We start from the raw sequence: 12759 nt of genomic DNA on the forward strand, positions 1-12759 counted from the left end.
AAAACTGATAAAATAACAATAAATCAGTATAAAAAGGTGTTGTTATATTTGGAACAAGTTAGAATTTATAGAATTTCTTGGGTACCTATATTGGGGTTTATGTCTTTTGGAATATTATTTTGTATATTGACTATTTTAGGTTTAAAAGAGGGTGGACTTTCTTACACATTAATTATTGGATTCATTTTTCCATTTCTTCTTATTGGGTACGCTATATACCTATTAAAAAAAAGAAGAGAGGGAATGGGATTTTATTGGGATGATGAAGGAATTGTAATTGATTTGAACGGTAATAAAGTTTATTGGGATGAAATAGATAGTATTGAATATTATAAAGGTAAAACTGGAACCTCTACAGTTATTTATCCACACTATACAAATCACGAAAAGATAAGAATTCGTCGTAAAAAATGGATGCCCACAACTTGCCATTCAAATGATTGGATTTTAATAGAAAGTCCAAATGAATATCACGAAAACTTAATAAAAATATGGGAAGAAAAAAGTAATAAAAAATAATAAAAGGCAAACTTGATTAATTCTTATTAAGCTAACGAGATGCTTTACTTCAAGAAGGAGTAAAGCCTTTTTTCTTAGTTAACTAGCGCGGCAGTTTAGTTGAGTAAAAAAATGAATTGGAGGTCGAACAGATATGAAACGAGAGGGAATTGTTAAATGGTTTAAAGAAGAAAAGGGTTATGGTCGTATTATGCTTGACGGTGAGGATGGAAATCATGTTTTTGTTCATTTCAGTTCGATTTTACCTGATAAAGAAAGATTTCCGAATGGGTTCATATTCCTTAAACAAGGTCAAAAAGTATCCTTTGATTTAATTGAAAACCCAAATTCTACCGACCAAGAGCAAGTTGCAGAAAATGTATTCATCATCTCTGACTAAAAAAATCTTATTCAACTAATGGGTAGCTTTACTTCAATAAGGAAATTAAAGGAGTGATTTTTTGGAAAACCAATATGTATGTCGTTTTGATATAGATTTTAGACTTGGCGATATTGAAATTAAATTAAATGGGGATGGTCAAGAAGTCCGTTTTAAATTTATGATTGCATTCTTTTCATTTCCTTCTTTATTATTTTTTCTGTTACAGCTATGGAATGGAAAAATGAACGAAACTGAAATAAGCAGTTTCGGTTTTGCGGTGAGATATTATTTTACTGTAGAGGATGAAGATTTACTTATTGAACATTCAACTTACCATGAACTTATTGAACATTCAACTTACTACGAAGGCGAATACATTACTCGCAATTATAAATTTAATTTTGAGAATTTTGTTAAAGCAATAGATAAAGGTTTTTCAGAATACCTTCAAGAACAACGCAGTAAAGGAATTCCTATAGGAGTAGAAGAAGATTCTCACCCCTTATCGAAGCAAGTAATTAAAGAATATGAAGAATTCTCGACCATCATTAATGAGAAGAAAGGTAAATACTTCAACTAACGGGTGCTTTACTTCAAGAAGGAGTAAAGCCTTTTTTTCTTATTGAATTAAAGCAGCAGGTTAGTTAAACAAGAATATAGGGAGGTATAGAGTTGAATTACATCATAATTTTACTTTCTTTACTTATCTCGACGATGGTGTCTGTTTGGATAATAAAAAAGAAAAACAACAAAAGGATTAGCATGTTTTCAGCGTTTATAACAAATTTATTGTTTTTATCAGGAACAACATGGGTCCTATATAGTATAGATGATGAAGCAAAAATATTTGGTTTTGGGCATACTGATCTTCCTGTCTTGATATTTGCGATTCCCATAATAACTTGGGTTAACTTTTTAATTCTTCAATTTGTAAAAAATCAAGGATAAAAGGAGTTTTTCTTCTTCAACTAACGGGTGCGTTAGTCAAATAGAGCAACGTCATTATGACGTTGCTCCTTTATAATTAAAAGTATTTCTGATAATACTCTTTCCTTAGCCTTCCGCTTAATTGAGCGTAGATCCTAGTTGTTTCACTTTTCTCATGTCCCATAAGACTTTGTATGACTTCAATAGGAGCTCCATTATTCATCAAATGAGTTGCGTAGCTGTGTCTAAGTTGATGTGGATGAATCTCTTTATTAATTTCCGCACGATTGGAGATCCGCTTGATGATGTATCTCATTTGGGCGACACTCATTTTATGTGGCTGTCTTGCAGTTACAAAGATTGCTGGATTATGGTCATTACGGCTTTCTATATAGCGTTTAAGCCAAATATCACAACGTGTATTAAAATAAACTTCCCTTTCCTTATCACCCTTTCCTCTCACGATCGCGGATTGATTGGACCAATTAATATGGTTCTTTTCTAAGGAAACTATTTCGCCAATTCGACAACCGGTAGAAAACATGAATTCAAAAATTGCTTTTTCTATTGGGGAATGACAGGATTCACGAAGGTGTTCAATCTCCCGTTCGGTTAAATACTTAGGTATCCGCTTCCCTATTTTGGGTTCTTTAATCTTGGAAGTGGGATTCTTACTAAGAAAGCCTTCTTCATGAGACCAACGAAAAAATGATTTCATAAAGCGGATACGATGTGCAAGACTGGCTGGTTTTAAATGCTTACAGGATATAGCAAGATATTCCTTTAGTTGATTTGTATCCAGCAATGCCATCTCTACATCTTTAAAATAATCAATTAGTAATGAAGACTGTAATTGGTAGGCTTTCAACGTTTGTGGCGAAAAGCCCTCTATTCGCTTATCCGCTTCAAACGAAGCCCATGCTTTTGACAGTAACAATTCCATTCCCCCTAAAATAGTACTATTAAAAGGATTATTGCCAACTTAATAGAATTATAGACATAGGGCGTGTATTTTTATTAAAGCAGCAGGTTAGTTGAACAAATTAACACAAGATATATTGAAACGAAAACTATGAAATTATGTCTAATTACAAAAGGAGTGATGATACTGAAAAAACTTAGCTTAATTTTGTCTTTGATATTTTTATCAATAGGATTATTGGGCTGCCAACAAAATGGTAAAGAGAAGGAGTCCAACAACGAAATTTCTAAAAATGTAACCAGCTCTCCTACTAAAAATATGCCAAAAGATATGCCTAGTGATTTTAATTTTTCTATTCAGTCCGGCGTTCAAAAAAAGAATGAAATTAATACTTTTGAAGGAACGGTGACCAAGGATTTAATAGCAGATGGTACTGCAACAACAGAGGTTATCTTAACAGAAGAAGAAATGAAAGCTATTTATGAGAAAATGCAAGAAATTAATATAGCCGAAACGAAGGAATTTACACCTAAACCTATAAACGGAGCGGCTTGTATGCAAGAACCGCACGGAGAAGATGAGTGGAAAATTATTATTAATGGTGAAACGATAAGTCACTTATTTTCAGAGGAATACTGCGAACCAACGAACGATGCAAAACAGCTAATTGAGTTGAGAAATTATGTCTTTAATATAATTAAAAGCAAGAGTGAATATAAATCACTCCCAGAGTCCAAAGGTGGGTACGAATAATTATTGAACGGGTGCTTTACTTCAAGAAGGAGTAAAGCCTTTTTTCTTATTGAAATAAAGAAGCAGGTAGTTAAAAAAGAATTGTATTTTAGTTTTGAAGAATTATAAAGAAAATATCATTGGGAGGGAGAAGAAAAATGACTAATTCAGATAAGAAGACTGTCAATTTAATTAATGTTGATTTTCAAGGATTACATGTTAATACAATAGGTGATGGAGAAGCTATTGTTTTCCTGCACGGTGGACCTGGAAGCGAACAACGTTTTTTCCTACCACATGTTTTACCCTTATCTCGTAAGTTTAAATTAGTCTTTTATGATCAAAGAGGTTGTGGGAAATCAGAACCATCCATAGATAATCAATATTCGATGAAGGATGAAGTAAATGCATTGGAATTATTACGGAAAGAATTAAGACTAGAGAAAATAAATCTATTCGGAGAGTCCTGGGGTTCAATGCTGGCTCTACTATATGCAACTACTTATCCAGAAAAGGTAAATAAGATTTTTCTAACTGCTGCAATAGGTGTTACTGCTGAAGGATTTAAAATCTTTGGAGAAGAATTAGAAAAAAGGTTGTCGAAAAAAGATAAAGTAAATCTCTCTAATTTAGAGGTTAGACTCAAAAGAGGGGATTCAACAATCGAAGATATTTTATTGGTTTGGATAAATATTATGTTTATTCAGAGGGATCATTAAAGAGGAAAGCAAAAACATCTATAAATCCAACAGTAAATGATGCAATTGGAAAGGACATCCTAGATAACTATGACTTAACCAATAGATTAGATGCTATCAATAATATCCCTATCTTAATTGCACAAGGAAGCCACGACATATTAACTCCTAATTTAGCAGAAAAATTACTGTTAGAACATATTCCTCATGCAAAGTTAATTGAAATAGAGAAGTGTGGTCATTGGACCGTTTTGGAAAAACCAAATGAAATCAATAAAATTGCTCATGATTTTTTTAACACTAGCTTGTTAAGCTAACGGGTGCTTTACTTCAAGAAGGAGTAAAGCCTTTTTTTCTTATTGAACTAAAGCAGCAGATTAGTTGAAGAAGGTAATTATAGATAAATGGCGAATAAATAAATTTGGAGGTGATTTTTTGAAGAAGGTAATTATAGGATTATGTATATTTGTAACCACTGGACTTATCCTCTTTATAATACAAGATGAATTTATAGGGAACGAGAATGCAAATAGTATTGATGAAATGTTTTCTGGTCAAATTTTTGATGATGCAAAAGAGAAATTTACTGTGCATGCTATAGGGTTAAGTCCAGAAGAAAAAATCTTTACAGTTAGAATTGAAAAAACACAATACAAAGAACAAGCAGAGGAATACTTTAGAGACATTTTAGATTCTCGTGATATGAAAAGTTATGGACTTGAGGTATTTGCTGATGATTTAACTTTATAATAAAGAGATTTGTGAAAATATACTTAAAGTAACGGGTACTTTAGCAAAATATGGCCATCAGTTTGATGGTCTATTTCTATGTCCCATTAAGTTGATCCCAGATTTGCATTGTGAAATGTTACACTTAAACTAACGCAGCAGTTTAGTTGAATAAGAAAAATGGGAGGAAGTGAATAATGTGTATCGCTTTGCAGAATTAGGAATTGTTATTAATCCAATACTTGCGATAATTATCTGCATAAATTTAGTTACTATTATTAATAAAGTAAAAAATAATGAAGATACTTCTACTAATACTATTATTGTTAGTTTATCTTTAGCCTATATTGTTTTTACTATTTCAATTCTTGCTAGCTTTTAATTAGCTCTTATTGAAATAACGGGTGCTTTACTTCAATGAGGGTAAAGCCTTTTTCTTATTGAACTAACGGTGCAGGTTAGCACAAGAAGGCATTTTTTGAAAGATGTCGAAGTAGTTAATGTAGGGAGTATGGCAAAAACGGAGTTGATTCAATTGAGACTATTCAGCTTGATACAATTATTAACGGCTATGATTACGTTTGGTATTTATTTTTATTTTATTGAACCTGTGATTACAGAGAATGTATGGTTCAAAATTTTGATATTTGCACTAGTTTTCTTAACTCTAAGTTATTTTTCCAAAAGGTTTGAAGGACATTTTAAATTTTTAGATAAACGGATTGATAATCAACTTAGTGTATGGATTGTAATTGGTTTAATTTTCATTCCATTATTCATTATTTTTTGAACTATGGGTGCTTTAGTAAAGATTTTAGAGCTGCTTAGGCAACCTTTTCCATATTGTACTATTGGGTAGGTTAGTGAAATAAAGGGTTAAACTAATTAGATAAAAATTAGGAGAGTGCTATGAGAGTCTTTTTAGAGTCAGCACTAATTTTAGTTATGTTCGTATTGGTTAGTAGCATATGGGTTATTTTTTTTGGAAGTATATATTTAGAGATTGGCATTGATATTGAAAGATATGGTTGGACACCTTATGTCTCTATTCTGATTCTGTTTTTGGTGCTATATAGAAATAAATTGCAATTTAGAGGAAGGAATAAAGGAAAAGATAGAGAAAAACTACCGAAATTAATTTCTAAAATACTTATTTTCACTGCAATTAGTCTGTTATTCTTACCTCCAGTACTGAGTTTCTTCTTCAACTCCCATGAAAATTAAAACCTTCGATTTAGAGAAAAAGGCAATACGAAATCTGACGCAGCTCAATTATTTTTTAAAAAAGTGCAGCGCCAAAATGAGAATCAAATTGTGGGTTGGATTAGGAGGCATTTGGTTCAGTGATTGTAACGTTGTAACCTAAGTTTTCAAGTCTTCGAACAGAATATCGTACAATCGATTGTTCTTTTTGCTTATCAAAATAATCTTCACCTAAGTCTACATACATTTCTTTGCGTGTTAGGAGATAGTAGCTGATTCTTAAAATGGCATGAGCGACTGATATTCCTGCACGCTTTTTACCTTTTCTTGATGCAGTACGCCTATACAGGGCTCCCAAATAGGTTTTAGATCCTCTGACAGAATGAGCTGAATCTGGCTAACCTTATATTACGAACGAGGTGCTATAGCAAACAGGTTTGTCAGTAGGCAGCCTCTATTCTTATTCAACTAACGCGGCAGTTTAGTTGAATAAGGATATTGAAAAAGTGTGGTTAAAAAGGGGTGTAGCATTGGAAAAATTAGAAAACGCTGAATTAGATTTAGAATATAAAGTTTTTGGTACGGGGGAGAAGATTCTCCTTTTAGAAATAGGAATAGGAAGTTCAATTTATAACTGGTTTCCCTTTGTTAAAAACATAATGAAAGACTTTACTATAATTATGTATCACAGGGCTGGTTATGGTAGTAGTAGAATTTCAATAAATCCAAGGACAACTAAAAATATATGTCACGAGTTAAACAAATTTATTGAATCATTAGGTATAAAGGAAAAGGTAACTATAATGGGACATTCTTTTGGAGGACTATGTGCGTTACATTATGTAATGCTTTTCCCAGACAAAGTTAATGGACTAATTTTATTGGATTCAACTTCACCAAACTTTAATCGTTTATATAATCTTGATATACCAGTAATGAATTCTCTGATATCGATAGACCAAATGGTACAAAGTAATTTGGACAATTCATATAAATCAAAAGAGGAACTTAGAAATCTTTATAATCAGTCAATTGATGATTGTCACGGCATACTTACCAAGAGTGAAGTGATTAGATTTGAGGAATTTATCACCAGTCCTAATATGTTTAAAACTGTTGCAGAAGAGTTCCAAAACTGGGAATCAAATAGTGAAAGTATAAAAGAACTTGGTGAATTCCCTAACATTCCACTAACAGTTATTGCAAGAGACATAGAGGCTTCGGTCAATGCCTTTGTTCAATACAATATCCCAAAAGAAGAGGCAGTAAAATATGAAAAAGTTTGGAGAGAACTGCAAATAGGATTATCTCAATTATCTACTAAAGGAAAACTTATCATAGCAGACCGCAGTGACCATGGTATTCATCTCGATAGACCTGATATAGTAATTCAGGGTTTAAAAAGATTTTTATAGAAATTACTGAAATCGTTGATAGATTGTGTATGATTGTACTTAAACTAACTGGTGTTTTAGTTAAAAAGTGGTTGATTATATCGGTAGCTTTTTCTTATTGAACTAACGTAAGCATGTTAGTTCAATAATGACAAGCAGTTAAAAAGGAGGGAGAATATATTATTTTTGAATTAATAGGATTGCTTTTAATGCCTATCTTGTGCGTTATATTTTGTTTGAATTTGGTTTCTATATTAAAAAAGGTAAAACACGATGAAAAAACTACGGTCAATACCTTTTGGCTTACATTATCGTTTACTCTTATTATGTGGAGCATTGCAGTTCTAGCGGGAAGCAGCTATTAAGCTAACGGGTGCTTTAGTTGAAGAATAATCTACCAAATTGCAGGCAATTCTTGAGCAAGAAATAAAGGGTGATACATATCGATAATGATAAGTATCACCCTTTATTTGTGTGACTTCCTATGATTAGATCCCTTTTTTATTAATCTTCTTAAAGTAATGGATAAACATTAAGTTATAAACAACTTCCACTATTATTGAAATAGTTAAATCCATTAAATTTGTTTCCTCGAGAGATTGATTAGGTAGTAAATCGTAAATGAGAAAATATCCAATTCCATTTAAAGCTATAACAAGTAATATGTATCTTAGTAAAATTGGGATCGCTAAACTAATATACGGAAGAAAAAACTCTATTTTATTTCCTTTTTTATAGATTCGAAATAATACAAATAAACCAATCCCATTGATCATAATAAAGCAAATGAAATCAATAATATCCATTTGATTCATAGTAGAAAAATCGTAAACTATTGGTAATGATATAATAGATATAGCTGCTATAATCCAAAAGATACTTCGATAATTTTTCCTCTGTTTTTCAGGAATCTTCCCTTAAAGCTTTAATAAGTGCATTTATATTCCAAATATACATAATAGACTCCTTTATTGTACTAAAAATAAATTATAGAGAAATAGTACTTTTATAGCAATGAACAAATTTGGAAAAAGAGGGTAATGTGGAGGTTGGGGTTAAAACAGTTAGCTTTCAACACGAAGGAGATAAATTAGAAAAGGATATAAATGAATTTTACTATAAAGCAACAATTCCAGTTATAAAACAGTCTTTTAATTTGAATTTGGATCATACTCTAATCTATGTTTCTTCAACTCCCATGAAAATTAAAATCTTCATTTTAGAGAAAAAGGCAATACGAAATCTGACGCAGCTCAATTATTTTTTAAAAAAGTGCAGCGCCTAAATAAGAATCAAATTGTGGGTTGGATTAGGAGGCATTTGGTTCAGTGATTGTAACGTTGTAACCTAAGTTTTCAAGTCTTCGAACAGAATATCGTACAATTGATTGTTCTTTTGGCTTATCAAAATAATCTTCACCTAAGTCTACATACGTTTCTTTGCGAGCAGGATTAAAGGATATCATCCAAAGCTACCCAAATAAAAAAAAAATTTTGGTTGCTCACGGAGCTGTCATTAATGCTATATTAGCGCTCCTTTCAGATAGTAAAATTGGTTCAGGGAAGACAAAATTGTTAAATGCCTGTATAAGTAATCTAGAATATAAACAAGATCGTTGGAAAGTAAAGGATTATAATCAAACTACCCACTTAACAAAATAGGAGGATGTAAAATATGACATTACTTAATCCAACTTTATTTGCTGAATGGATCGCACCACATTCGTTAGAATGGTACGACCAGCTTGGGAAGTTTCAAGGGACTTATCTATACCCTTGGAATTCCACTATTATTAAGCCTAATGGAGAAACAATCTTTGATGAAGAGGTTATAAACTTGGTTTCACACAAAAAGGTTTTGGACGTCGGGTGTGGGCATGGTGAATTCGCGATCCATTGTAGCTCTATTGCAAAAGAAGTAGTAGGATTTGATGTAACTAATCATTTTATCGGTTATGGGAAAATGAATAAGCCAAAAAATGTTTCTTTTGTGTTAGGAAGCACTAAACAAGGTTTACCTTTTAAAGAAAATGAGTTTGATTGTGCTTACATTCGAAAGGGACCAACTTCAGGTTATCCTGCTCTAAAGCATATTGTAAAAAAAGGCGGAATTATACTTGGGCTACACCCTGGAAATCACGAAGAGAATGAACTATCTGAATTATTTCCAAATCTTTTTACTGCCAATTTACCACTGGATTCTACTGAAGAAACCATTAAAAGTAGATTAATAGAGGCCAATTATTATGAATGGGAGATAGAAATTATTAGCAGTAATGAGTTAATCCATAGCCCAATGGATATTATAAGAAAAAGGTGCTTTGGACAGCACCCAACTGTGATGGAAAAAATTGTAAAAGAAGATTTAATAGAGATTACGGAAATCTTTGAAGCAAACAAAACAAATGGCTTGTCTGTAACTAATTCCTATTCCATTGTACGAGCAATTGTTTAATAGAAGATCATTCCTGTCCAACTTTACTACTTCTTCTTTCTAAAAAGTAATTATCTCTCCATTTATTATTCAGTCTACCAATACGTTCACGGTGACCTACCACTCTAAACCCATTTTTCTTGTGTAGTTCTATACTAGCTTTGTTTTCTGGAAAAATACTTGCCTGCAGCATCCAATAGCCTTGTTCTTCTGACTTAGTGATCAGTGTTTGAAGCAGCTTATTTCCAATTCCCATTCCAGTGGCTTTGGGATGAACATAGATCCCCACTTCACCAACCCCTGCATAAACTGCTCTGTTTGAAACGGGGCAAAGTCTACACCAACCTAACACTAATTCACCATGGTAAATGATAAAGGTACAAAACTGATCTGCTTTTGAAACCCATATCTCATAGGATGAAGGAGCAGACGTTTCGAATGTTGCGTTACCTGTAGCAATGCCAGCCTCATAAATATATTTGATTTGCTCCCAGTCTTTTTCACTAGATAATCTGCATATATATTCCACGGTTATATTCCCCCTTGTAAAGAATATAAATACTTTACTTGTACTTTACAAGTAAAATTTAAAACGAAAATATATAATAGTTGTCTTTACAAATCAAACGAAAACAATTAACATTAGTTAGTCTAACTAACTAATGTAACTAATCCATAAGGGAGTAATTTTATGCAACCATTTTTCACGACATTAAAACTAATTTCTCGGCCATACAGTAGTAAGATGCAGGATTTACTACTGCCATTTGGCTTAACCGAAGTTCAGTGGGGACTCATACGTATTCTTTACGAAGAAGGACCTTCAACCTTCACTGATATAGCTACTTATTGGCGAGTTGAAAAACCTTCGGTGACTCCAATTGCTCAAAAACTAATTGAGCAAGAGTTAATTTACATAGGAATAGGTCATGACAAAAGACAAAAAGTAATGCATTTAACTAATAACGGGGTAGAAAAGTATAAAGAGACGAAACAAATAGTGGATACCCTACAAAAGAATTTACTGATTGGTATTACTGAACAAGAAAGACAAATTACAGAACAAGTATTGGAAAAATTACTTGTTAATTTAAAGGGAAGATGATGACGGTGACAAAGGAAAAACTATGGACAAAGCAATTTTTAATCGTTTCGTTGATCAATTTTATGATCACTTTAATGTTTTATTTATTAATAGTTACAATTGCGTCCTATGCCCAATCAAAATACGGTGCCTCTACAAGTACAGCTGGTCTAGTATCTAGTATTTTTATAATAGGCTCATTAATAGGAAGGTTAGGAACAGGAAGAGTCATAGGCGATTTAGGGACAAAAAAAACACTATGGACAGGTTTAGTATTTTTTACTATTACATCTATCTTATATTTTGCGGCCTTCAATATTGGACTTCTAATTATTATTCGATTGCTTCAAGGAATTGCTGTTGGTATTGCAGGTACTGCAACCGGAACAATCATAGCGCAAATTTTACCTAATACTAGAAAGGGAGAGGGGATAGGTTATTACAGTTTAAGTGCCATTTTAGCAACCGCCATTGGTCCGTTTATAGGTATTCTATTACTTAAAGCTGAAAATGGTTTTCAATGGATTTTTGCTTTAAATATTGTATTGTCATTTGTATGCTTAATCATCTATGCAGTGGTAAAAATAGATGTGGCATTGCCGAAATCTACTACTCAGCATCTAGAAAAAAGCTCGCTTCTCTCGAAATTCATAGAACCAAGAGCATTACCAATTTCTATGGTGGCACTCATAATAGGATTTAGTTATTCTGGCGTAATGTCATTTCTATCCTTTTATGCAGTAGAGGTAGACCTTGTATCTGCAGCAAGTTATTTCTTTTTAATTTATGCGATAGTAGTTATTATTTCTCGTCCATTCACAGGGAAACTGCTAGATACTAAAGGAGCTAATATTGTCGCTTATCCTTGTTTCGTTTTGTTTGCACTAGGTATGTTTTTATTCAGCCAAGCTTCAGCCGGATGGATGCTTTTACTTGCTGCTGCGCTGATTGGATTCGGCTACGGTAATTTTAATTCGATTGCTCAGAGCGTCGCTGTGAAAGTTACTCCACCCCATCGATTTGGACTTGCTACCTCAACCTACTTCATTTTATATGATATTGGGTTAGGAATTGGTCCGTTTCTATTAGGATTTATAGTGCCTTATAGTGGTTATCGTCCGATTTTTCTCTCCATGGTCGTTTTAATCGTCATTTGCATTCCTCTATACCATTTGTTGCATGGTAGGAAGGACAAAGAACTGTTGAATATATCTTAATATAAAAAAACTTTAAGCTTTATCAAGCTTAAAGGTTTTTTCCCTTTTGTTAATAAGACAAGGGATATGAGTTGAAATGGTTCACCCCTAAAGGAGAAATAGACTTATGTGGACACGCAAACATTAGCATCAGCTTATGTAATATATACTTAACTTAGACAATGATTTAAAGAATAGGCTATGTTAAAGTCTAAGGTTGATTTTTAGTGAGGAGATTTTGTTTGTGAAATGTTACACTCAAACTAAAGGTGCAGTTTAGTTGAACAAGGATTATCGTCAGATTTACTACTACTAAGTAAAGAAACGTTTCCAAACGACGATTTTGGCACTAAATACCCAACGTTTAATCAAAAGTAATTAAATATAATATTATCTTTTAAATCTTAAGAGCATGTTTTGATAAGTATTTTATCAAAATATGCTCTTTCTATTTGTTATTTTAAAGTTAACGGTGGTAATTCAATCAAATAGTTAGAAATGAATAATATCATCTTTTAGATAGCTGATACTTTATTGTAAATATGCTTGTTCAGGCTTCTA

At 32.5% G+C, this 12759-nt stretch carries 21 protein-coding genes and 1 pseudogene; 17 read left to right on the forward strand and 5 right to left on the reverse strand.

What is annotated here, in order from left to right:
• Nucleotides 1-48: 48 nt before the first annotated feature.
• From H9650_RS07495 to H9650_RS07510, 4 genes are all read left to right on the forward strand, one after another.
• Nucleotides 49-519, forward strand: coding sequence for a hypothetical protein (locus tag H9650_RS07495; protein WP_225215957.1), 471 nt, complete (start codon nucleotides 49-51; stop codon nucleotides 517-519).
• Nucleotides 520-652: 133 nt separating this feature from the next.
• The gene (locus tag H9650_RS07500) at nucleotides 653-898 is read left to right on the forward strand and encodes a cold-shock protein (protein ID WP_151109561.1); all 246 of its coding nucleotides are present in this window, start codon (nucleotides 653-655) and stop codon (nucleotides 896-898) included.
• A gap of 61 nt (nucleotides 899-959) precedes the next feature.
• Nucleotides 960-1460, forward strand: coding sequence for a hypothetical protein (locus H9650_RS07505; protein WP_191696903.1), 501 nt, complete (start codon nucleotides 960-962; stop codon nucleotides 1458-1460).
• Nucleotides 1461-1552: 92 nt separating this feature from the next.
• Nucleotides 1553-1828, forward strand: a complete 276-nt coding sequence (locus tag H9650_RS07510; RefSeq protein WP_151109569.1) for a hypothetical protein — start codon at nucleotides 1553-1555, stop codon at nucleotides 1826-1828.
• A gap of 76 nt (nucleotides 1829-1904) precedes the next feature.
• On the opposite strand, the gene xerA is transcribed toward H9650_RS07510, so the two are convergent.
• On the reverse strand, nucleotides 1905-2744 hold the full coding sequence (xerA, locus tag H9650_RS07515; RefSeq protein ID WP_191696904.1) for a site-specific tyrosine recombinase/integron integrase: 840 nt from the start codon (nucleotides 2742-2744) through the stop codon (nucleotides 1905-1907).
• A gap of 165 nt (nucleotides 2745-2909) precedes the next feature.
• Here xerA and H9650_RS07520 point away from each other — a divergent pair, with 165 nt between their 5' ends.
• The 7 genes from H9650_RS07520 (at nucleotide 2910) to H9650_RS07545 (ending at nucleotide 6112) form a co-directional block, all read left to right on the forward strand.
• The gene (locus H9650_RS07520; protein ID WP_191696905.1) at nucleotides 2910-3482 is read left to right on the forward strand and encodes a hypothetical protein; all 573 of its coding nucleotides are present in this window, start codon (nucleotides 2910-2912) and stop codon (nucleotides 3480-3482) included.
• A gap of 137 nt (nucleotides 3483-3619) precedes the next feature.
• Nucleotides 3620-4180, forward strand: coding sequence for an alpha/beta fold hydrolase (locus tag H9650_RS07525; RefSeq protein WP_225215958.1), 561 nt, complete (start codon nucleotides 3620-3622; stop codon nucleotides 4178-4180).
• On the forward strand, nucleotides 4144-4476 hold the full coding sequence (locus H9650_RS20420; protein ID WP_225215959.1) for an alpha/beta fold hydrolase: 333 nt from the start codon (nucleotides 4144-4146) through the stop codon (nucleotides 4474-4476). The genes H9650_RS07525 and H9650_RS20420 overlap by 37 nt, the downstream gene beginning before the upstream one ends.
• Before the next feature lie 118 nt (nucleotides 4477-4594).
• The gene (locus tag H9650_RS07530) at nucleotides 4595-4909 is read left to right on the forward strand and encodes a hypothetical protein (protein ID WP_191696906.1); all 315 of its coding nucleotides are present in this window, start codon (nucleotides 4595-4597) and stop codon (nucleotides 4907-4909) included.
• Between the two features lie 178 nt (nucleotides 4910-5087).
• Nucleotides 5088-5270, forward strand: coding sequence for a hypothetical protein (locus H9650_RS07535; RefSeq protein WP_191696907.1), 183 nt, complete (start codon nucleotides 5088-5090; stop codon nucleotides 5268-5270).
• A 96-nt stretch (nucleotides 5271-5366) separates the two neighbouring features.
• Nucleotides 5367-5678 (forward strand): hypothetical protein, encoded by a 312-nt coding sequence (locus H9650_RS07540; protein ID WP_191696908.1) that lies wholly within the window; start codon nucleotides 5367-5369, stop codon nucleotides 5676-5678.
• Nucleotides 5679-5797: 119 nt separating this feature from the next.
• Nucleotides 5798-6112, forward strand: a complete 315-nt coding sequence (locus H9650_RS07545; protein ID WP_191696909.1) for a hypothetical protein — start codon at nucleotides 5798-5800, stop codon at nucleotides 6110-6112.
• Between the two features lie 100 nt (nucleotides 6113-6212).
• Here H9650_RS07545 and H9650_RS07550 read toward each other — a convergent pair whose 3' ends face one another.
• Nucleotides 6213-6449 carry a hypothetical protein gene (locus H9650_RS07550; RefSeq protein WP_191696910.1) on the reverse strand — a complete coding sequence of 79 codons (237 nt, stop codon included), beginning with the start codon at nucleotides 6447-6449 and terminating at the stop codon, nucleotides 6213-6215.
• A 172-nt stretch (nucleotides 6450-6621) separates the two neighbouring features.
• Here H9650_RS07550 and H9650_RS07555 point away from each other — a divergent pair, with 172 nt between their 5' ends.
• Entirely contained in the window at nucleotides 6622-7506 is an 885-nt protein-coding gene (locus H9650_RS07555) for an alpha/beta fold hydrolase (RefSeq protein ID WP_191696911.1), read from the forward strand.
• Nucleotides 7507-7973: 467 nt separating this feature from the next.
• Here H9650_RS07555 and H9650_RS07560 read toward each other — a convergent pair whose 3' ends face one another.
• Nucleotides 7974-8300: a hypothetical protein gene (locus tag H9650_RS07560; protein ID WP_191696912.1), complete on the reverse strand. Its 327-nt coding sequence runs from the start codon at nucleotides 8298-8300 to the stop codon at nucleotides 7974-7976.
• Between the two features lie 494 nt (nucleotides 8301-8794).
• Nucleotides 8795-8950, reverse strand: coding sequence for a hypothetical protein (locus H9650_RS07565; protein ID WP_191696913.1), 156 nt, complete (start codon nucleotides 8948-8950; stop codon nucleotides 8795-8797).
• Between the two features lie 28 nt (nucleotides 8951-8978).
• On the opposite strand from H9650_RS07565, the gene H9650_RS07570 reads away from it, so the two are divergent.
• Nucleotides 8979-9146, forward strand: coding sequence for a histidine phosphatase family protein (locus tag H9650_RS07570; protein WP_255475377.1), 168 nt, complete (start codon nucleotides 8979-8981; stop codon nucleotides 9144-9146).
• A gap of 13 nt (nucleotides 9147-9159) precedes the next feature.
• A complete protein-coding gene (locus H9650_RS07575; RefSeq protein ID WP_191696915.1) occupies nucleotides 9160-9939 on the forward strand; it encodes a class I SAM-dependent methyltransferase in 780 nt (259 codons plus the stop codon).
• A 7-nt stretch (nucleotides 9940-9946) separates the two neighbouring features.
• Here the strand turns inward: H9650_RS07575 and H9650_RS07580 are convergent, their stop codons facing one another.
• A complete protein-coding gene (locus H9650_RS07580; protein ID WP_318245395.1) occupies nucleotides 9947-10447 on the reverse strand; it encodes a GNAT family N-acetyltransferase in 501 nt (166 codons plus the stop codon).
• 162 nt (nucleotides 10448-10609) lie between these two features.
• On the opposite strand from H9650_RS07580, the gene H9650_RS07585 reads away from it, so the two are divergent.
• From H9650_RS07585 to H9650_RS07595, 3 genes and pseudogenes are all read left to right on the forward strand, one after another.
• Entirely contained in the window at nucleotides 10610-11023 is a 414-nt protein-coding gene (locus H9650_RS07585; RefSeq protein ID WP_151109581.1) for a MarR family winged helix-turn-helix transcriptional regulator, read from the forward strand.
• Entirely contained in the window at nucleotides 11023-12219 is a 1197-nt protein-coding gene (locus tag H9650_RS07590) for an MFS transporter (RefSeq protein ID WP_191696916.1), read from the forward strand. The genes H9650_RS07585 and H9650_RS07590 overlap by 1 nt, the downstream gene beginning before the upstream one ends.
• A gap of 62 nt (nucleotides 12220-12281) precedes the next feature.
• Nucleotides 12282-12366: pseudogene (locus H9650_RS07595) on the forward strand (PhzF family phenazine biosynthesis protein); the annotation flags it as partial.
• Between the last annotated feature and the right edge of the window lie 393 nt (nucleotides 12367-12759).

Origin of the sequence: Psychrobacillus faecigallinarum, assembly GCF_014836595.1 — a bacterium.
Lineage (GTDB): Bacteria > Bacillota > Bacilli > Bacillales_A > Planococcaceae > Psychrobacillus > Psychrobacillus faecigallinarum.